This window comes from Acidovorax sp. A79 (genome assembly GCF_041154505.1).
Taxonomy (GTDB): Bacteria; Pseudomonadota; Gammaproteobacteria; order Burkholderiales; family Burkholderiaceae_C; genus Acidovorax.
Genome location: NZ_AP028672.1, coordinates 2,301,183 through 2,321,273 on the forward strand (window position 1 = coordinate 2,301,183; position 20,091 = coordinate 2,321,273).

At 70.4% G+C, this 20,091-nt stretch carries 17 protein-coding genes; 15 read left to right on the plus strand and 2 right to left on the minus strand.

What is annotated here, in order from left to right; genetic code table 11:
* Positions 1-59 precede the first annotated feature (59 nt).
* Positions 60-1,289 (plus strand): HDOD domain-containing protein, encoded by a 1,230-nt coding sequence (locus ACAM51_RS10495; RefSeq protein ID WP_218296942.1) that lies wholly within the window; start codon positions 60-62, stop codon positions 1,287-1,289.
* A 218-nt stretch (positions 1,290-1,507) separates the two neighbouring features.
* Here ACAM51_RS10495 and ACAM51_RS10500 read toward each other — a convergent pair whose 3' ends face one another.
* Complete coding sequence (locus tag ACAM51_RS10500) at positions 1,508-2,995, minus strand: PLP-dependent aminotransferase family protein (protein WP_369643504.1); 1,488 nt, start codon at positions 2,993-2,995, stop codon at positions 1,508-1,510.
* A gap of 148 nt (positions 2,996-3,143) precedes the next feature.
* Here ACAM51_RS10500 and ACAM51_RS10505 point away from each other — a divergent pair, with 148 nt between their 5' ends.
* The 12 genes from ACAM51_RS10505 to ACAM51_RS10560 all read left to right on the plus strand — a co-directional run bounded on the left by ACAM51_RS10505 (position 3,144) and on the right by ACAM51_RS10560 (position 13,994).
* Positions 3,144-3,758, plus strand: coding sequence for a LysE family translocator (locus ACAM51_RS10505; RefSeq protein ID WP_369643505.1), 615 nt, complete (start codon positions 3,144-3,146; stop codon positions 3,756-3,758).
* Positions 3,755-4,669, plus strand: coding sequence for a DMT family transporter (locus ACAM51_RS10510; RefSeq protein WP_369643506.1), 915 nt, complete (start codon positions 3,755-3,757; stop codon positions 4,667-4,669). Before ACAM51_RS10505 ends, ACAM51_RS10510 begins: the two co-directional genes overlap by 4 nt.
* Positions 4,670-4,751: 82 nt before the next feature.
* Complete coding sequence (locus ACAM51_RS10515) at positions 4,752-5,081, plus strand: DHCW motif cupin fold protein (protein WP_369643507.1); 330 nt, start codon at positions 4,752-4,754, stop codon at positions 5,079-5,081.
* Between the two features lie 88 nt (positions 5,082-5,169).
* Entirely contained in the window at positions 5,170-6,372 is a 1,203-nt protein-coding gene (locus ACAM51_RS10520; protein WP_218296937.1) for a PLP-dependent aminotransferase family protein, read from the plus strand.
* A gap of 96 nt (positions 6,373-6,468) precedes the next feature.
* The gene (locus tag ACAM51_RS10525) at positions 6,469-7,095 is read left to right on the plus strand and encodes a glutathione S-transferase (RefSeq protein WP_369643508.1); all 627 of its coding nucleotides are present in this window, start codon (positions 6,469-6,471) and stop codon (positions 7,093-7,095) included.
* Between the two features lie 8 nt (positions 7,096-7,103).
* Positions 7,104-7,967: a PhzF family phenazine biosynthesis protein gene (locus ACAM51_RS10530; RefSeq protein WP_218341813.1), complete on the plus strand. Its 864-nt coding sequence runs from the start codon at positions 7,104-7,106 to the stop codon at positions 7,965-7,967.
* A gap of 178 nt (positions 7,968-8,145) precedes the next feature.
* Positions 8,146-9,021: a PhzF family phenazine biosynthesis protein gene (locus ACAM51_RS10535; RefSeq protein WP_218341812.1), complete on the plus strand. Its 876-nt coding sequence runs from the start codon at positions 8,146-8,148 to the stop codon at positions 9,019-9,021.
* Positions 9,022-9,047: 26 nt separating this feature from the next.
* Positions 9,048-9,731, plus strand: a complete 684-nt coding sequence (locus ACAM51_RS10540; RefSeq protein WP_369643509.1) for a VOC family protein — start codon at positions 9,048-9,050, stop codon at positions 9,729-9,731.
* A gap of 5 nt (positions 9,732-9,736) precedes the next feature.
* Positions 9,737-10,378, plus strand: coding sequence for a LysE family translocator (locus tag ACAM51_RS10545; RefSeq protein ID WP_369643510.1), 642 nt, complete (start codon positions 9,737-9,739; stop codon positions 10,376-10,378).
* Positions 10,375-11,361, plus strand: coding sequence for a threonine dehydratase (locus ACAM51_RS10550; RefSeq protein ID WP_369643511.1), 987 nt, complete (start codon positions 10,375-10,377; stop codon positions 11,359-11,361). Before ACAM51_RS10545 ends, ACAM51_RS10550 begins: the two co-directional genes overlap by 4 nt.
* A 76-nt stretch (positions 11,362-11,437) precedes the next feature.
* Positions 11,438-13,183 carry a hypothetical protein gene (locus ACAM51_RS10555; RefSeq protein ID WP_369643512.1) on the plus strand — a complete coding sequence of 582 codons (1,746 nt, stop codon included), beginning with the start codon at positions 11,438-11,440 and terminating at the stop codon, positions 13,181-13,183.
* A 139-nt stretch (positions 13,184-13,322) separates the two neighbouring features.
* Positions 13,323-13,994: a histidine phosphatase family protein gene (locus ACAM51_RS10560; RefSeq protein WP_218296930.1), complete on the plus strand. Its 672-nt coding sequence runs from the start codon at positions 13,323-13,325 to the stop codon at positions 13,992-13,994.
* A 155-nt stretch (positions 13,995-14,149) separates the two neighbouring features.
* On the opposite strand, the gene ACAM51_RS10565 is transcribed toward ACAM51_RS10560, so the two are convergent.
* A complete protein-coding gene (locus ACAM51_RS10565) occupies positions 14,150-15,016 on the minus strand; it encodes a creatininase family protein (protein ID WP_369643513.1) in 867 nt (288 codons plus the stop codon).
* Between the two features lie 131 nt (positions 15,017-15,147).
* Here ACAM51_RS10565 and ACAM51_RS10570 point away from each other — a divergent pair, with 131 nt between their 5' ends.
* Together ACAM51_RS10570 and ACAM51_RS10575 are read left to right on the plus strand one after the other, a co-directional pair.
* A complete protein-coding gene (locus tag ACAM51_RS10570; protein WP_369643514.1) occupies positions 15,148-15,903 on the plus strand; it encodes an alanyl-tRNA editing protein in 756 nt (251 codons plus the stop codon).
* A gap of 287 nt (positions 15,904-16,190) precedes the next feature.
* Positions 16,191-19,991 carry a DUF748 domain-containing protein gene (locus tag ACAM51_RS10575; RefSeq protein ID WP_369643515.1) on the plus strand — a complete coding sequence of 1,267 codons (3,801 nt, stop codon included), beginning with the start codon at positions 16,191-16,193 and terminating at the stop codon, positions 19,989-19,991.
* The last annotated feature ends 100 nt before the right edge of the window (positions 19,992-20,091 follow it).

Here is a 20,091-nt window from a genome sequence, read left to right on the forward strand (position 1 = left end):
CGCGGTGGAGGGGATGCCCCCACCCGGGAACAGGCCCCCGTACATTTGCCTGAGAGCACATGGTCCAATCTGTCCTTGGCAGCCTGATTCTGGGCTATCGCCCCTTGTGGAGCCGCGCCCGCAAACTCGCCGGCATCCAGCTCTACGTGCACAGCGAGGCAACGGCCCTGGTCGATGCCGCCCATCTGCTGCGCACGCTGCAGGAGCTCTGGTCGGCCAGTTCCCCGCCGATCCTGCTGTCGCCCCAGAGCCGCCAGCTGCTGTGCGACATGCTCGAGCACGCGCCGCGCGGCACCCCGTGGATCGAGGTGCGGGGCGGCTGGCTGGCCGATTCCGCCATCTACACGCGCGTCAGGTCCGCGCACCAGCGGGGCCTCAAGCTGGTGTGGCGGGGTGAACTGGGCAAGCTGCCAGAACCCGACATAGCCCAGTGCTTCGACAACAGCCTGCTCACCCTGCGCCCCGAAGACGCCGTGGCGGCGCTGCAGGCCGCACCCGCCCGTCCCGGCGCGCCCGCGCAGCCGCTGCGCGCCGCCAGCCCGGTGCTGGCCGGGCAGATGTACGAAAACGTCGCCAGCCGCGCGCTCATGGAGCATTGCCTGGACCAGAACAACGCGCTGGCGCTGGCCGGCTGGCCGTCGGAGGACGTGCTCTACAGCCTGCGCCACCACCCCCAGCAGCCCTCGCACGCGGTGATCTTCAAGCTCATGAAGGCCATCGACGACGAGCAATCGCTCGAGACCTTCGAGGCCATCATGGGCGAGGACCCGCTGCTGGCCTACCGCTTCATGGTGTACACCAACTCGGCCGCGCTCGGCCTGCGCACTGGCATCGACTCGCTGCGCCGGGGCCTGGTGATGATGGGCTACGGCTCCATCAAGCGCTGGCTGTCCGACCAGCTGCCCCACGCGAGCACGGACCCCAACATGCACCCGGTGCGCGAGGCCATGGTGATGCGCGCCCGCCTGACCGCGCAGTTGCTGGACGCGGGCGTGGAAAACGATTTGCGCCGCGAGATCTACCTGTGCGGCCTGCTCTCGCAGATCGACGAGCTGCTGGGTGAATCCCTGGGCACGATCTTGCGGCGCCTGCCCCTGTCCGAGCGCATCTACGATGCCACGGTGCTGCGCACCGGGCCCTACACCGAAGGCCTGCAGATGGCCTGCGCGCTGGAGACGGACGACGCCAGCGCCATCCGCCAGCTGTGCGAGACCTATGAGCTCGACCTGGAAGAGGTCAACCGCGCCCTGCTGCGCGTGCTGTCAGACCTGGTGGTCGACAGGAAGTAAACCTCCCACGGAAGCCCCCTGAGCCGCTGCGCGTCTTCCCCCCAGGGGGCGCCACCCGTGGCCCGGCAAAGCCGGCTCCACGGTGGCGCTGGCGGGGCCGCGCACTGTGCGCAACGGCCAGCCGGGGTGAAGGTGCGCGGGGGTCGCAGAGGCCGCTGATGGCGCGATGAAGACGCGTCCAGTGGGAGCGACCCCGGTTTGGAGCCAAGGGTATCTGCCTACCGCCCTTGCTCATCGCGCACGCGCGCGAAAGTCTTCCAGAACGCCGCCTCCTGCGTGGTGGCGAAGTTGATGCGCATGAGGGTGCTGGGCTTGCGCTCGGCGTGGAACAGCGCCCCGGGCGCCAGCAGATAGCCCTCGTCCAGCATGCGCTGCGCCAGCGCGTCGGTGTCCACGCCCGTCTCCACCCAGCCGAACAGTCCCACGGGCTCGGCCGCGAAGGTGCAGCCGGCCCCGAGCGCCAGCTTCACACTGCGCGCGCGTGCCGCGTCGAGCCGCGTGCGGATGCGCTCGGCGTGGCGGCGCAGCTGGCCCTGCTCGATGCACAGCGCCAGCGCCTTCTCCAGCAGCGCGGGCGTGGTGAGGGTCGCGAGCAGCTTGGTGTCCAGCAGCTGCTCGATCAGCGAGGGGTGCGCTGCGAGGAAGCCGATGCGCCAGTTGGGAGCGAGGATCTTGGCGAAGCCGCTCACGTAGATGGTGCGCTGCAGCCCGTCCAGCGCCGTGAGCCGCGTGGCATGCTCGGGCGCGATGTGGCTGTAGGTGTCGTCCTCCACCACGTGGAAGTTGTACTGGTTGGCCAGCTGCAGGATGCGGTGGGCGCTGCCGGGCGACAGGCAGTAGCCCGTGGGGTTGTGGAACACGCTCACGCTCACGTAGAGCTTGGGCTGGTGCACCTCGCAGTACTTCGCCATGACCTCCAGGTCGGGCCCGTCGGCGCGGCGCGGCACCGGCAGGATGTGCATGCCCAGGGCGGCCAGGCGCGCGAACTCCACGGCCCAGCCCGGCTCCTCCACCATCACCGGGTCGCCCGGGCGCAGCAGCGTGCGGCTCACGATGTCGAGCGCGTGCGTGGCGCCCACGGTGGTGATGATGTTCTCGGGCGCCGCGTGCACGCTGAGCGTGGCCAGCTTCTTGGACAGCACCCGGCGCAGCCCCGTGTCGCCCAGCGGCTCGCCGTATTGCAGCGAGAAGTCCTGCAGCGCGCGCGTGTTGGTCACCTTGCGCACGGCGGCGGGCATGAAGGTGGACTCCAGCCAGTCGGGCGGAAACACGCCCATGCCGGGCTGCGGCTTGTCGCTCACCTTGTGGAACATGCCGCGGATGAGCGCCGTGGCATTGATGGGCGGCGCCCCGCGCGCCGCGCCGCGCCCAGCGCCCCGGGCCGCGAACCAGTGCGCCGTGCTCCAGTTGCCCATGCCGCGCTCGACCTCTTGCGCGGCCGCGTCGTCCTCCGGCGCCCGCTCCAGCAGCGCGGTGGCCATCTCCCGCACGAAGAAACCCCGGTTCTTGCGCGCCTCCACCAGGCCCTGCGCCAGCAGCTGGTCATAGGCGGCCACCACGGTGGAGGGGCTCACGCCGTGCTGCTGCGCGCACTGCCGCACCGACGGCAGGCGCGCGCCCGGCGCCAGCAGCCGGTTGCGGATGCGCTCGCCAAAACGCGCCGACAGCTGCTCGGTCAGCGACTGGGTGGAGGTTTTCATCAGCATGGCGGTGTCCTTGTGTACTGTTATCGCGGCCAATACAGATCACGAACTGCGCTGCTGAACTGTATTGGTTGTGTACTGGGCTGGAAGATTACATTGAAGCCTCAGCGTTGACAAGTTCCCCCCACTGAGCCCCGCCTATCCCCGCACCATGAGCGCCCCCGAACTGACTGCCCTGCTGCTGTTCTGCACCGCGATGAGTTTCTCGCCGGGGCCCAACACCACCTTGTCCACCGCGCTGGCCGCCAACCTGGGCCTGCGGCGCGCCCTGCGCTTTTGCCTGGCGGTTCCGGCGGGCTGGACGCTGCTGATGCTCGGCAGCGGCCTGGGCCTGGGCGCGCTGATCACGGGCGTGCCGGCCCTGCGCTGGGCGGTGACCCTGCTGGGCGTGGCCTACATGCTCTGGCTGGCCTGGAAGCTCAGCCGCGCAGGCCAGCTGGCCGAAGTGGACAGCACCCGCCTCTCCGTGACCTTCTGGCAGGGCGTGGGCCTGCAGTTCGTGAACATCAAGGCCTGGATGCTGGCGCTCACGCTCAGCGCGGGCTGGGTGGTGAATGCGGCCGGGCAGCCGGCGGCCAACCCCGGCGAGCGCCTGGCGATCATCTGCGCCGTGATGATGGTGTTCGCGTTCACGAGCAATTTCGTCTATGCGCTGGTCGGCTCGCTGCTGCGCCAGTGGCTGGCGCAGGGCAGCCGCCTGCTCTGGTTCAACCGCGCGCTGGCCCTGGTGCTGGTGGCCACGGCCGTGTGGATGCTCACCCTATGAACCGCGCACAGGAACGCGAAGCGCTGGTCTGGGGCCTGGTGGGCGTCACCTTGTTTGCCGCCACCCTGCCGATGACCCGCCTGGCGGTGGGCCCCGTGGACGCCCCCCAGCTTTCGCCCTGGTTCGTCACCTTCGGCCGCGCGGCGGTGGCCGGGCTCCTGTCCGTGGCCTACCTGGCGTGGCAGCACGGCCGCGGGCGGCTCAACGTGCCGCGCCGCGCGGAGTGGCCGCTGCTCGCCATCACGGCCTTTGGCGTGATCGTGGGGTTTCCGCTCTTCCTCGCGCTGGCGCTGCGCCATGTGCCCAGCACCCACGGCGCGGTGGTCACGGCGCTGCTGCCCCTGTCCACCGCCGTGCTCGGCGCGCTGTGGTTCCGCCAGCGGCCCTCCGCGGGGTTCTGGGCGTGCGCGGTACTGGGCAGCGGCCTGGTGCTGGGCTTCATGGTGTGGCGTGCAGGGGGGCTGTACCTGGGCGCGGCCAACATCTATCTCCTCATTGCAATGACCACGGGCGCTTTCGGCTACATCGGCGGGGCACGGCTCACGCCGCGCCTGGGCGCCGAGCAGGTGATCTGCTGGGTGCTCGTGTGCAGCCTTCCGCTGACCATCCCGGTGGCCTGGTGGTTCGCGCCCGCCGTGCCCTCTTCCATCGGCGGCATGAGCTGGCTGGGCTTCGTCTACGTGGCCCTGTTCTCGATGTGGATCGGCTTTTTTGCCTGGTACCGGGCCCTCGCGCTGGGTGCCGTGCGCGTGAGCCAGCTGCAGCTCGTCCAGCCCTTCCTGAGCCTGCTCTTCGCCGTGCCGCTGCTGGGCGAGCGCCTGGACGCGGCCACCCTGGGCTTCGGCCTGGCGGTGATCGCCACGGTGTTCATGGGCAAGAGGATGCCCGTCCGGCAAGGAGCCCCCGCATGAAGGCGGGCCCCTGCGCAGCGCCTGCGCCCCCGGGGCGCGGCCGAGATCAACGCCATGGCTTCTCTGAAGGACTGAGGAGAAAATGCAGCTACACGACATCCCGTTTGCCACCACCGACTGGTCTGGCATTCCCCGCGAGGAAAAAAGCGCGCAGGCCGGCCAGGCCTTCTGGCGCACGCAGCAGTTTGGCGATGTGCGCGTGCGCATGGTGGAGTACACGCCAGGGTATGTGTCGGACCACTGGTGTGTCAAAGGCCACGTGCTGCTGTGCCTGAGCGGAGAATTGCACACCGAGCTGGCCGACGGCCGCCAGTTCACCCTGGCGCCGGGCATGAGCTACCAGGTGGCCGACAATGCGGAACCCCATCGATCCACGTCGCCACAGGGCGCCACCCTGTTCGTCGTGGACTGACGCAGTGCCCGGCCCGGCGCGCCGCATCCGATTTTTTGACGACTTTGCAACAGGGGCGGTCCTTGGGGACTGCCCGCAGGAGACGAGAGTGAAACTGAACGACCTTCCACAGACCAGCACCTGGACCCTGGCGCGCCGCGCCGAGCGCATGAACCCTTCGGTCATCCGCGAAATCCTCAAGGTCACCGAAAAGCCCGGCATCATCAGCCTGGCCGGCGGACTGCCCTCGCCCAGGACCTTCCCGGTCTCGGCCTTTGCCGAAGCCTCCGCCGCCGTGCTGGCCAACGACGGCCCGGCCGCGCTGCAGTACGCCGCCAGCGAAGGCTTCGCCCCGCTGCGCCAGGCCATCGCCGACTTCCTGCCCTGGGACGTGGACGCCGACCAGGTGCTGATCACCACCGGCTCGCAGCAGGCGCTGGACCTGATCGCCAAGGTGCTGATCGACACGGACAGCCGCGTGCTGGTGGAAACACCCACCTACCTGGGCGCGCTGCAGGCCTTCACGCCCATGGAGCCCGCCGTGGTGTCCGTGGCCAGCGACGATGAAGGCGTTCTGATTGACGACCTGAAGGCCAAGGTGGGCACGGGCGCCGGCAAGGCGCGCTTCCTGTACGTGCTGCCCAACTTCCAGAACCCCACGGGCCGCACCATGAGCGAAGCCCGCCGCGCCGCCCTGGTGCAGGCCGCCGCCGAACTGAACCTGCCGCTGGTGGAGGACAACCCCTACGGCGACCTGTGGTTCGACACGCCGCCGCCCGCACCGCTCACGGCGCGCAACCCCGAGGGCTGCATCTACATGGGCTCGTTCTCCAAGGTGCTGGCCCCCGGCCTGCGCCTGGGTTTCGTCGTGGCGCCCAAGGCCGTGTACCCCAAGCTGCTGCAGGCCAAGCAGGCGGCCGACCTGCACACGCCCGGCTACAACCAGCGCCTGGTGGCCGAGGTGATGAAGGGCAACTTCCTGGACCGCCACGTGCCCACCATCCGCGCGCTGTACAAGCAGCAGTGCGAGGCCATGCTGGCCGCGCTCGACAAGGAGATGCAGGGCCTGTCCGTGCAATGGAACCGCCCCGACGGCGGCATGTTCCTGTGGGTGCGCCTGCCCGAGGGCATGAGCGCCATCGAGCTGCTGCCCAAGGCGGTGGAGCGCAATGTGGCCTTCGTGCCCGGCGCGGCCTTCTATGCCGACAACGCCGACCCGCGCACGCTGCGCCTGTCGTTCGTCACGTCCACGGTGGAGCAGATCGCCACGGGCATCGCCGCGCTGGCCGCCGCGATCCGCGATAGCAAATGAACAACCCCTGTGGCGCAGCGCGGCCACCTCGCCTGGGCCGCGCCCGCTTCCTGCTGCGTCACGGGCCGCGCACCGCACCATGAAAGTTGATTCAACATGCTGAGGCTCTGGGGACGGCTCTCGTCCATCAACGTGCGCAAGGTGGTGTGGGCGGCGCAGGAGCTGGGCATCACGCTGCAGCGCACCGATGCGGGGGGGCAGTTCGGCATCGTGCGCAAGGCCCGCTACCTCGGGCTCAACCCCAACGGCCTCGTCCCGCTGATCGAGGATGACGACACGGGCGCCGTGCTGTGGGAGTCCAACCCCATCGTGCGCTACCTGTGTGCCCGGCATTCCATGGGCGAGCTGTACCCCGATGCGTTGCGCGAGCGCTTCGTGGCCGAGCAGTGGATGGACTGGCAGCAGACCACGCTGAACCCGGCCGGGCGCGATGCCTTCATCCAGTGGATACGCACGCCCCCAGCCCAGCGCAACGAGGCGCTGATTGCCGCGTCGGTGGCGGCCACCGAGCCCCTGCTGGCGATGCTGGATGCGCACCTGGCACGCCAGCCCTTCATGGCGGGAGACCGGTTCACCATGGCCGACATTCCCGTGGGCTGCGAGATCCACCGCTGGTGGGGCCTGCCGCAGGACCGCATCGCGCGGCCGCACCTGGAGCGGTGGTACAACACGGTCAGCACCCGCCCCGGCGCTCGGGGCGTGTTGGACCAGCCTCTCTCCTGAACCTCACCATGCACCAGCGCCCCTTCAAGCAGATCGACGTCTTCAGCGACCGGCCCGGCTACGGCAACCCGGTCGCGGTGGTGCTGGATGCCGACGGCCTGGACGACAGCGACATGCGCCGCTTCGCGGCCTGGACCAACCTGTCGGAAACCACCTTCCTGCTGCCCCCCACCGAGGCCGGGCGCGCTGCGGGCGCCGACTACCGCCTGCGCATCTTCAGCCCCAATGGCGAGCTGCCCTTTGCCGGACACCCCACGCTGGGCACCTGCCACGCCTGGCTGCAGGCGGGCAACACGCCGCGCCAGAGCGGCCTGGCGATCCAGGAGTGCGCGCTGGGCCTGGTGCGCATCGCGCAGGCAAAGGACACCCTGGCCTTTGCCGCACCGCCCCTCCAGCGCAGCGCGCCCAGCCCCGCGCTGGTGCCGCTGATCGCCAGCGCGCTCGGCGTGCGCCCCCAGCAGATCCAGGGCGCGCAGCTGCTGGACAACGGCCCCGTGTGGCTGGGCCTGCTGCTCGACAGCGCGGACACCGTGCTGGGCCTCAAGCCCGACCATGCGCGCCTGAAGGACCTGGGCCAGGACGTGGGCGTGATCCATGTGGGCCCCGCCGCCAGCGACACCAGCCGGCCCGGCGTGGTGGTGCGCGCGTTTGCCGCGCCCATGGGCAACCCGGAAGACCCGGTCACCGGCACCCTCAATGCCAGCCTCGCCGAATGGCTGATCGCCGACGGCCTGGCCCCGCGCAGCTACCTGGTGGCCCAGGGCGAGTGCCTGGGCCGTGCGGGCCGCGTGCACATCCGCCAGGACGACGACCACCAGCTCTGGGTGGGCGGGCGCGCCGTCACCTGCATTGAAGGCACGGTGCTGCTATGACCTCGCCCAAGACCCCACGCCCCAGCGGCTGAACCCCGACCCCGTGGGCTCCCCCCGGCGCCCACCGAACACAGCTGAAAAACACCGAGCCACGTCCCCGGTCAGCCCCCGGCGTGCCCTCCCCCGATCGATCCGCCGCCCGTTTCACCACTTTTTTGTTCCAAGGACCACGACCACCATGCAACAGCGCCCCTTCAAGCAAGTCGACGTCTTCACCGACCAGCCCTACCGCGGCAACCCGCTGGCGGTGGTGCTCGATGGCACCGGCCTCAGCACCGAGGCCATGCAGGAGTTCACCAACTGGACCAACCTGTCCGAAGCCACCTTCCTGCTGCCCCCCACGCCCGAAGGCCGCGCCGGCGGTGCCGACTACCGCGTGCGCATCTTCTGCCCCGGGCGCGAACTGCCCTTTGCCGGCCACCCCACGCTGGGCAGCTGCCACGCCTGGCTGCAGGCCGGGGGCCAGCCCCGGGTGGCCGGCACCGTGGTGCAGGAGTGCGGCGTGGGCCCGGTCACGCTGCGCCAGGACGGCGAGCGCCTCGCGTTCGCGGCGCCCGCGCTCATCAAGAGCGGCCCGCTGCCCGAAGCCGATGTCGCCCTGATCGCGCGCGGCCTGGGCGTGGCGCGCGGCGACATCCTGCACCACGCCTGGTGCGACAACGGTCCCAACTGGCGCGGCGTGATGCTGCGCTCGGCCGAGCAGGTGCTGGCGCTCAGGCCGGACGCCAGCATCCTCGGCCATCTGGACGTGGGCGTGGTGGGCCCGCGTGGAAAAGTGGGCGTCATCGGCAGCACCGACGCCGAGGGCATTGCCTTCGAGGTGCGCGCCTTCTTCCCCGGCAACAACGGCCTGGCCGAAGACCCGGTGACCGGCAGCCTCAACGCCGCGCTGGCCCAGTGGCTCATCGGCGCCGGCCTGGCCCCCACCCGGTACGTGGCCAGCCAGGGCACCTGCCTGGCCCGCGCGGGCCGCGTGTTCGTGGAGCAGGACGGCGACACCATCTGGGTGGGCGGCAGCTCCGTCACCTGCGTGTCGGGTGAGGTGCTGCTGTGACGGCCGCCGCGCCCAGGCCGCCCTGCGTGGACCACCTGGTCGTGCTCGCGGCCGACCTGGCCTCGGGCGTGTCGTGGTGCGAACGCACGCTGGGCATCACACCCACGGCAGGCGGCGAACACCCGCTGATGGGCACGCACAACCGCATCCTGAATGTGGGGAGCACCGAGCATCCACGCACCTACCTGGAGATCATTGCTATCAACCCAGGAGCTGCTCGCGCAATACCAGAAAGCGCCAGACGCTGGTTTGACATGGATGATGCCGCCTTGCAGCACCAGGTGGCGCAACACGGCCCACGGCTCATCCACTGGGTGGCTTCCGTGCCCGACGTGGCCGAAGGATGCGCCGCGCTGTCGGCGCTCGGCATGGAGCGCGGCGCCATCGTCACCGCCAGCCGTCCCACGCCGCAAGGGCTGCTGCAGTGGCGGATCACCGTGCGCGGCGACGGGCTGCGCCTGATGGACGGCTGCCTGCCCACGCTCATCCAGTGGAGCGATGCGCACCCTTGCGACAGCCTGCCGGCATCTGGCGTGCAACTGCAGTCCCTGGCGCTGCAGCACCCGCAATCGGCCACGCTGCAGGCCGCCTGCGCAGCCGTCGGCGTGGCGACCCACCTGGCCGTGGGCGCGGGGGATGTGCCCCGCCTCACCGCCCAGCTCTCCACGCCGCGCGGCCCGGTCACCCTTTCATCCTTCATTCCGGAGTAACCACCATGCTCTTTTCCGCACAGGAACTGCTGCTCTTCGCGCTCGCCGCCCTCGTGCTGGTGCTCACGCCCGGCCCCAACATGGTCTATTGCGTCTCGCGCAGCCTCACCCAGGGACCGCGCGCGGGGCTGATCTCGCTGGCGGGCGTGGTGCTGGGCTTTCTGGTGCACCTGCTGGCGGCGGCACTGGGCCTCACCGCGCTGCTGGCCGCCGTGCCCGTGGCGTTCGATGCCATCCGCTACGCCGGGGCCGCCTACCTGCTGTGGATGGCCTGGCAGGCCGTCAAGCCCGGCGGCGCCGCGCCCTTCAAGGCCCGCAACCTGCCGCACGACGGCCCGCGCACGCTGTTCCTCATGGGCTTCATGACCAACCTCCTGAACCCCAAGGTCGCCATGTTCTACCTGTCGTTCTTCCCGCAGTTCCTGCACCCCGAGCGCGGCCACCTGCTGCTGCAGAGCCTGACGCTGGGCGCGGTGCAGATCACCACCAGCGCGGCCGTCAACGCACTGCTGATCCTGTGCGCCGCCCGCGTGGCGCTGTTCCTCAACCGCAACGCCGCATGGATGCGGGCCCAGCGCTACTTCATGGGCACGGTGCTCGGCCTGCTCGCCCTCAGACTGCTCACCGAAAAGAAAGCCGCCGCATGAACGCCCGCCTCGACACCGCCCCCCTCCTGCCCACCCTGGCCGACATCGAGGCCGCCGCGCAGGTGGTGTACCGCGACTTTCCGCCCACGCCCCAGTACCGCTGGGGCCTGCTGAGCGAACGCCTGGGCACCGACTGCTGGCTCAAGCACGAGAACCACACGCCCGTGGGCGCCTTCAAGATCCGCGGCGGCCTGACCTACTTCGACCAGCTCGCCCGGCGCGGCGCCATGCCCCGGGAGGTGATCAGCGCCACGCGCGGCAACCACGGGCAGAGCATGGGCTGGGCCGCGCGCAGCCACGGCGTGGCCTGCACCATCGTCGTGCCGGAGGGCAACTCGGTCGAGAAGAACGCCGCCATGCGCGCGCTGGGCGTCACGCTCATCGAGCACGGCAGCGACTTCCAGGAGGCGCGCGAGTTCGCCACGGGCCTCGCGGCCGAGCGCGGCGCCCACATGGTGCCCAGCTTCCACCCCGACCTGCTGCGCGGCGTGAGCACCTACTGGTGGGAGTTCCTGCGCGCCGTGCCCCAGCTCGACGTGGTGTACGTGCCCATCGGCCAGGGTTCGGGCGCGTGCTCGGCCATCGCGGCCAAGCTGGCGCTAGGCCACGGCGTGCGCGTGGTGGGCGTGGTCAGCAGCCATGCCACCACCTACGCCGACTCGCTGGCCGCAGGCCGCGTGGTCGAGGCACCGGTCACCACGCGCCTGGCCGACGGCATGGCCTGCCGCGTGGCCGACCGGGAGGCGCTGGCCATCATCGCCCCGCACATCGACCACATCGTGCAGGTGAGCGACGACGAGGTGGCCGCCGCCATGCGTGCCCTTTTCACCGACACGCACAACGTGGCCGAGGGCGCGGGCGCGGCCGCGCTGGCGGCGGCGCTGCAGGAGCGCGGCCAGTTGCGCGGCTTGCAGGTGGGTTTGGCGCTCACGGGTGGCAATGTGGACGCAACGATGTTTGCAGAAACGCTCACACATCCTTGAATGTTTGTTGGAGAATGCCCCTCGCACTGCTGCCGCCAGAACGGCAGTGACACTACAAGACCAATGAGGGGTGTCCATGGCAAGCTCATCGCCGTCCGGCTATCGCTGGGGTTTGCGCGCGGTCATTGCGCTGCAGTGCCTGCTGGTTCTCGCGTTCGTGTACCACGGGTTTGCGGCACCCGGGCCTTTCGGCCCGCGCCTGCCTGCCGTGCAGGGCCAGACGCTGTGGCTTCAAAGCCACGGAGACCTCCACCAATTCAACGCGCAGGGCCAAAGACTTCAGCACTTTCCGCTGAGTGACCTGAAGCTTTCCAGCAGTCCGAGCAGCCTGCAGTTCACGCAGGCGAACGTGCTCTGGGTGCACGACGAAAGCCGCGTGCACCGTTGTGATCTGAAGCAGCGCCAGTGTCTGCCGGTGGAACTGGCAGACCTGGATTCCCGCCGGAGCAACCGGTGGGTGCGGGTCAGCGATGATGAATCGGAAATCACGGTCTCCGACGCCTCCCGCCACCGGGTACTGGTGTACCGGCGCGACGCCGTCACTGGCCACTATGCCCTGGCACGCACCGAGTCAGAAGGCATGCGCTTTCCCAACCAGACGCTACAGGCCGGCGACAGGATGTGGGTGGCCAACACCAATCGCCACCAGATCGTGCAATTGCGCACCGGCCAGGGAGACGCAGCGGTGCGGCAGGAACACTCCATCGATCACCCGGACCTCCGGCCCGGGCGTTCGTTTCCGTTTGCCATGGCGCAGGACCCGCGCGGACAGCTGTGGGTGCTGGTGGCCCGGCCCGACATGCAGCAGGCCGACCTGCTCATCATGAACGAGCGGCTGCAACCGGATCGGGTGATTCCGCTCGCGCCAAAGCAGGACCCGAATGCGATCGCCTTGTTCGATCAGCACATGCTGCTGCCCGACATGACCCAGTTCCTGGTGCGCAAACTGGACCTGTATGGCCGCGTGCTGAGTCCGTTTGGAGACGCTGCGTTCCAGGCGGAGCTGGACACCGCGCGCAGCCAGGCACAGTGGACGCGCCGGCTGCCCGCCTTGCTGATGTCTGCCACCGCAGTCCTGATGCTGATTGCGGTGTTCCTCGCCTGGAAGGCGGGCGAACTGCGGCAATTGCGCGGCACGGCATGGCGGCCCGATCCCGCCAAGGCGACGCTGGACGCTGGCGGCCCTGGCCCCACCGACCCCATGGTGATCGCGCAGACCCGCACGCAGCCCATCGAGCGCGGCCGCGTGACCATGGTCAAGGCGTTACCCGGCAGCACCCGCACACGACGCCGCGTGATGCTGGCCACGGATGCCATCGTGCTGGTGGCCATAGGCGCGGTGGTCTACTGGGCTTGGCCTCAGTTCTACCAGCGCGACTGCGCCCCAGGCAAAGCCTGCGCACCCTGGATGCCCTATGCGCTGGTTGCGCTGGCTCTGATCCCTGTAGCACTGTCCCTTCAGATGCGGCGCCACCTGAGGGCGCTGGAGGCCATCCGCATTGGCACTGATGGCGAGCAGGTGCAAGCCCGGGTGGGCAAGAAGCGCTACCAGGCCCCAGCCGACCAGGTCACCTGCACACGCCAGCAGTTGCTGATCGGCCTGGGTGCCGTGCCGTTGCGGCTCAATGGCGAGGCCCTGTTCGACGAAGAGGCCCTACGCCACAACATCATCGACCGTCTTCCCCAGATGCACATGAGCGGCAGTGCCTGGAGCCAAGGGCGTCTGGGCCACTATTGGAAACACGGCGGCTGGCAAGGGCGCACCATCGTGATCGGAACGGTGGCTCTGTGTGGCCTGTGGGTCTGGGTGATGCTGCGCTAGGAGGGGCGGCTTAAGGTCGTTGACGGATACACGGATTCATCGATAGGCTGCTGCACCGCAGCATCCGCGACTCCCGAATTGATAGCACCCGTCGCACTAGCGACAAGCGCAAGGCGCTGCGTTCATCACAATCCGCCGCATGGGAACCCTCTACCTCGTGCGCCACGGCCAGGCCTCGTTTGGCGCGGATGACTACGACCAGCTGAGCGCGCGGGGCCGTGAGCAGGCCGTGCGCCTGGGCGAATACTGGCGCGCGCGCGGCCTGGCGTTCGACGCCGTGATCACCGGCACGCTGCGCCGCCACACACAAACGCTGGAAGGCATCGCCGAGGGCCTGCGGACCGCGCCCGAGGTACTGCGGCTGCCGGGGCTCAACGAGTACGACAGCCATGCGCTGATCGCCGCCATCCACCCCCAGCCCCTGGGCCCGGCCGACACGCCAGAGCGCTACCGCGCGCACTTTCGCATCCTGTGCGACGCGCTCGCGCAGTGGATGGCCGGCGTCATCAGCCCGCAGGGCATGCCCAGCTGGAACGAATTCTCCGCCGGCGTGCGCGCGGCACTGGACCATGTGCGCCATCACCACGTGGGCCACAACGTGCTGCTGGTGAGCAGCGGCGGCCCCATCTCGACCGCCGTGGGCGAGGTGCTGGGCACGGCGCCCGAGGTGACGATCGCCCTGAACATGCGCCTGCGCAACAGCGCGGTGACGGAGTTCTCCATCGCGCCCAAGCGGCTGATGATGCAGACCTTCAACACCCTGCCGCACCTGAACGAGGGGCCGCACCTGGACTGGATCACGCACGCATAGCCGCCAGCGGGCCCGCCTGTTCCCCTGCCTGACCATCCAGCGCGCCCGGAACCGGGTTCAGGGCACGGGGTTCGAGCTCACGGGCGCAGCCGTGGCAAAGCCCGGCGAGGCATGGCGCCGCCGGGCCACGACGGGCTCGGCCAGCACATCCGGGCCTATTCCCATTCCGTATCGGGGCGCACCGTCTGCGGCGCCAGGTCCGCAAGCTCCTGCAGCAACGCCACCAGTTGGCCCGCCGCGGCCTCCACCACCGCGCGCCCCTTGCCCGCCGTGGCGCCAGCGGCATTGCCCACGGCACCCGCGGGGTGGTAGTCCTGCATCTGCCAGCCCAGCTTGGCGCTCTTGCCGTTGCCCAGAATGGCGTAACGCTCCGCCCGGTCCTGCGACGTGGAGCGGAAATCCCGCGCGTGCTCCATGTGCACCGCGCCAGGCGCCAGGTGCAGCATCATCGAGGTCTCGATCTCGCCCGCGTGGATGCCAAAGCGGTGCTCCTCGCCGCTGAACTGGCCCGCCACCGCATCGGGCAGCGGCAGGCTGAACCAGCTGGCGCTGTAGACGATGAGGTCGCAGCGCTTGCGCAGTTCGCGCGCCACGATGTCCATCACGCTCACCTGGCCGCCGTGGCCGTTGAACAGCAGCAGCTTCTTGATGCCCGCACGGGCCACACATTCGCCGATCTCGGTCCACAGCGCGATCACCGTGGCTGGAGACAGCGTGAGCGTGCCCGGAAAGCGGATGTGCTCCGGGCTCAGGCCCACGTTCTGCGGCGGCAGGAAGAGCACGGGCAGGTCGGCGGGCAGCTGCGGCAGCGCCGCGTCGATCACGCCCTGCAGCAGGGTGGCATCCACCGACAGCGGCAGGTGCGGGCCATGCTGCTCGACGGCGGCCACGGGCAGCACGGCCACCACCTGGCCGGCCTGGCCCGTGCCCTGCAGCGCGGCAAAGTCGCGGGTGGACAGATCGGCCCAGAAGCGGGAGGGCAAGGCGGGGCGGGCGGAGGAGGTCGCGGCGGCAGCGGTCATGCCGCGATGTTAGGGCCTGTCCGGGGCCGCGTCACTTCGGCGCCGCCTTGCCCAGCCCATGGCAGCCGGCGGCCCGCGCCCGTGGTATCCCTGCAGCCACGGGGCGCCGCCCATGCCGCTACCATCACCGGATGACCCAAGACATCTTCCGACAAGACGCGTACCTGCGCGAATGCGATGCGCACGTCACCGCCATCACCGACACCGACGCCATCGTGCTGGACCGCACGGTGTTCTATCCGCTGGGCGGGGGCCAGGCCGGCGACAGCGGCGTGCTCTTGCTCGCCGACGGCAGCGGCATCGCCATCGCCGACACCCGCAAGGGCAAGGACGCCGAAGGCCATGCCACCAGCGACATCGTGCATGTCCCCGCCCCGGGGCAGGAAGACCGCGTGGCCCAGCTCGCGGCAGGCACCGCCGTGACCGCCCGCATCGACTGGGAACGCCGCCACCGCATGATGCGCCTGCACACCACCTCGCACCTGCTGTGCCATGTGGTGCCGCAACTGGTCAACGGCTGCTCCATCACCCCCGACTACGCGCGGCTGGACTTTGCGATGACTGACCCGCTCGACAAGGAAGCCCTCACCGCCGCCATCGCCGCCCTGGTGGCCGCCGCGCACCCGCTCACGGTGGCCTCGATCAGCGACGAAGAACTGGACGCCAACCCCGCCCTGGTCAAAAGCATGAGCGTGCAGCCCCCGCGCGGCACGGGGCGCATCCGCACCATCCGCATCGGGGGTGACAGCGGTGCACCGCTGATCGACCTGCAGCCCTGTGGCGGCACCCATGTGGCCAACACGTCCGAGATCGGCGCCATCGTGGTGACGAAGATTGAAAAGAAAAGCGCCACCACCCGCAGGGTGGTGCTGGGCTTTGCCCAGTGAGCGCAGCGAAGAGCGCTTTTCCTTGGGGAGCACTCATGGGTGCGCAGCGCAAATGAGTGCGCACCAAAAGACGTGGCACTTGGCCACCACCCGCAGGGTGGCACCGGGCTTTGCCCAGTGAGCCCACGCCCTGGCCACCCCCTCAAATGTCAACAATCTTGAGCCAGGGCGGTACCCCCGTTGCATTGGTTTACGCGGCCTGACGTACAACAGGGACAATAGCGGCCCGCGCACGCGGTCTTGCACCAGGCCTCCTGGGACGGCGGCGCTCACTTCTGCCTGCCGCCATGCCGTTTTCCCTGCGCTCCATCACCCCTGCCTCCGTCCGCCAGCACCGCTGGTTCCGCCCCATCGTGCGCGCCGCCCTGGCCCTGGCCGGGCTGTGGCTGTTGACCTGGCTGGCCGTGCCGCCGCTGCTCAAGGGCCCGCTGGAGCGCGCGGCCACCGCGCAGCTGGGCCGTGCCGTGACGGTGGGCGCGATCGATTTCAAGCCCTGGACGCTGGAGCTGGCCCTGCGCGACGTGGCGGTGGCCGGCGCCGACGAGGGCGCGCCACCCCAGCTCACCATCGGCCGCATCTACGCCGACGGCGAACTGCAGTCGCTGCTGCGCCTGGCGCCCGTGGTGGATGCCTTCACCGTGGAAAACCCCGTGCTGCGCCTCACGCACCGCGGCGATGGCCATTACGACGTGGACGACATCATCGCCAAGGTCACCGCGCCCACGAACGAGCCCGACACGGGGCCGGCGCGCCTGGCGCTCTACAACCTGGCGCTGACCGGCGGCAGCATCGACTTCACCGACAGCAGCGTGGGCAAGACCCACGAGGTGCGCGAGCTGGCGCTGCAGGTGCCGTTCGTGAGCACCCTTTCCAGCCAGCGCGACGTGAAGGTCGAGCCCCACCTGGCGTTCGTGCTGGGCGGCAGCCGCTTCGACTCCTCCGCCCAGGGCACCCCCTTCGCCCAGACCACCCATGCCGACGCGAACATCCGCTGGCAGGGACTGAATCTCGCGCCCTATCTGGGGTACCTACCCGCGAGCCTGCCGGTCAAGGTGCAGGGCGCCACGCTGGATGTGGATGTGAAAGTGGCGTTCGAGCAGGCGCCCCGCATGGCCGTGAAGCTCAGCGGGACCGTCCAGGCACGCGATGTGCGCATGACCGACCGGGGCGGCCAGGACCTGCTGGCCTACGACGGGCTGAAGATCGACATGGCCGATGTGCGGCCGCTGGAACAGATCGTGCGCCTGAGCCACGTGGAGCTGACCGCGCCCGTGGTGACCGCCACGCGCAACGCGTCGGGCGACATCAACTGGGCCCAGCTGGCCCAGGCGCCGTCGGCCCCCGCGCAGGTCGCACAGGCCGCGCCGGCCAGCGCCGCGCGCGGGCCCGCCAGCTCCGAGGCAGCGCCCCCAACACCCGCCAGCGGCGCTGCACCGGGCCCCGCGCGCGCCAGGGCCGCAGCCCCCCGCGCGCCCGCGCCGTGGGAGGTGTCCGTCGCCAGCGCCGCGGTGCGGGGCGGCACCGTGCGCTGGGCCGACCAGGGCACGCGCCCTGCCGCCGCGCTGCAGGCCACCGACTTCACGCTGGACGCCGCCGGCATCGCCCTGCCCTTCACTGAATCGTCGAAGCCCTTCACCTTCAAGGGGGGCCTCAACGTGCAAGGCAGCGCCCTGGCCTTCGTGGGCGAAGCCACCGACCGGCGGGCGCAGACCACTGTCTCGGTCAACGCGCTGGCCCTGCAGCTGGCGGCCCCCTATCTGGCGCAGGCGCTGGAGCCGCAGGTGTCCGGACAGCTGACGGGCGACGTGGCCGTGCTGTGGGAGGCGCCCAGCCCCAAGGCCGCGCAGGCCGGCGCCACCGGCGTCACCCTGACGGCCGGCCCCCTGGCCCTGGAGCAACTGTCGGTGAAGCAGGGCAAGACCACGCTGGCCAGCCTGGGCAGGCTGGAGGTGCAGGGCGCCCAGGTGCCGCTGGATGCCCGCACGGTCACGCTGGAGAAGCTGACCCTCAGCCAGCCGCAGGCCACGGTGGACCGGGGCGCGGACGGGCGCTGGATGTTCGAGCGCTGGGCCAAGGGCGCCAGCCCGTCGCCCGCCCCCGCCAGCCCGCCCCCGGGCACCGCCGCGGCCGCCCCCTGGAAGCTGCGCGTGGCCGATTTCGCCGTGCAGGGGGGCGTGGTCTCCTTCGCCGACAACGCCCAGGCACGGCCCGTGGCCCTGGAAGTTTCCGCCCTGAACCTGAGCGCCAGGAACCTTGCCAGCGACGGCGCCAGGCCCGAGGCCTTCCAGCTCTCGGCGCGCGTGGCCGCGCCCGGCAAGGGTGGCGCCAGGGGCGCGGGCAAGCCCGAGGCAGGCCGGATCGACTACCAGGGCACCCTGGCCCTGCAGCCCCTGGCCGCGCAGGGCAAGCTCGACATCGCGCGGCTGCCGCTGCATGCGCTGGACGGCTACCTGGCCAGCCAGCTGTCGGTGGAGCTGCTGCGCGCGGACGTGGGTTTCCGGGGCCAGGTCGCGCTGGCGCAGAACGACAAGGGCACCAGCCTGCGCCTGGCGGGCGACGCCGCCGTCGACGAACTCAAGGCCAACAGCACGGCCGCCTCCACGCCCAAGACCGAGGCGCAGGTGGGCGAGGAACTGCTGGCCTGGAAAAGCCTGAGCCTGCGCGGCCTGTCCGTGGCCACGGCGCCGGGCACGGCGCCGCGCGTGGAGGTCAAGGAGACCAGCCTGGTGGACTTCTTCGCGCGCATCACCGTGAACGAGGCCGGCCGCATCAACCTGAGCGACATCGCCAAGACCCCCGCCGAGGCGCAGGCCGCGAACGCCGCCAGCGCCGCAGCGAGCGGCCCCGCGGCCTCAGCCTCCGCCGCGGCCCCCGCCAGCGCCGCGGTGGCCCAGGCCGACCCGCTGGCCCCGGTGGTGCAGTTCGGGCCGGTGAGCCTGGTCAATGGCCGGGTGGCGTTCTCGGACTTCTTCATCCGGCCCAACTACTCGGCCGACCTCTCGGAGCTGACCGGCCGGCTCAGCGCGTTCTCTTCCGAGGCCCCGGGCGGCGAACCCATGCTGGCCGACCTGGAGCTGCGCGGCCGTGCCGAGGGCTCGGCGTCGCTGGAAGTCACCGGCAAGCTCAACCCGCTGGCCAAGCCCCTGGCGCTCGACATCGTGGGCAAGGTGCGCGACCTGGAGCTGCCGCCGCTCACGCCGTATGCGGTGAAGTACGCCGGACACGGCATCGAGCGCGGCAAGCTCAGCATGGATGTGAACTACAAGGTGCTGCCGAGCGGCCAGCTCACGGCCAGCAACCGGCTGGTGCTCAACCAGCTGACCTTTGGCGAGCCGGTGGAGGGTGCGCCCAACAGCCTGCCGGTGAAGCTGGCGGTGGCGCTGCTGGCCGACCGCGACGGCGTGATCGACCTGGACCTGCCCATCAGCGGCTCGCTGAACGACCCGCAGTTCCGCCTGGGCCCGGTGATCGGCCGGATCATCGTCAACCTCATCGGCAAGGCCCTCACCGCCCCCTTCAGCCTGCTGGCCAGCGCCTTTGGCGGCGGCAACGAGCTGAGCCACGTGGCCTTCGCGCCGGGCAGCGCCGCGCTCACGGCCGAGGCGAAACAGAATCTGGACAAGGTGGTGAAGGCGCTGACCGACCGGCCGGCCCTCAAGATCACCGTGACCGGCATGGCGAGCCTCAAGGACGAGCGCGAAGGCCTGCAGCGCGAACGCCTGCAGCAGCTGGTGGCCGCCGAAAAGCGCCGTGCGGGCGGGGGCGACACGGCAGCGCCCGTGTCGGCGGCCGAGTACCCCGCCCTGCTCAAGGAGGTGTACCGCCGCGCCGACATCCCCAAGCCGCGCAACCTGGTGGGCCTGGCCAAGGACCTCACGGTGCCCGAGATGGAAACCCTGCTGATCACCAGCCAGAGCGCCACCGACGCGATGGCCGCCGAACTCGCGCAGGAACGCGGCCAGGCGATCCGGGCCTATCTGGTGGCGCAGAAGCTGCCCGCCGAACGGCTGTTCGTGGCCGCGCCCAAGTCGGGCAGCCAGCCCGACAAGTGGACACCGCGTGCGGAACTGAGCCTGAACACCCAGTAGCCCCCGTGCCGCCACGAGACGCGGCGGCTCTTCGGGGCGGTCCCCGGCGCCTCCTGCCGGAGCTGCTGCGCCCGTTTCCCCAGGGGGCCCGCGGGGCGCG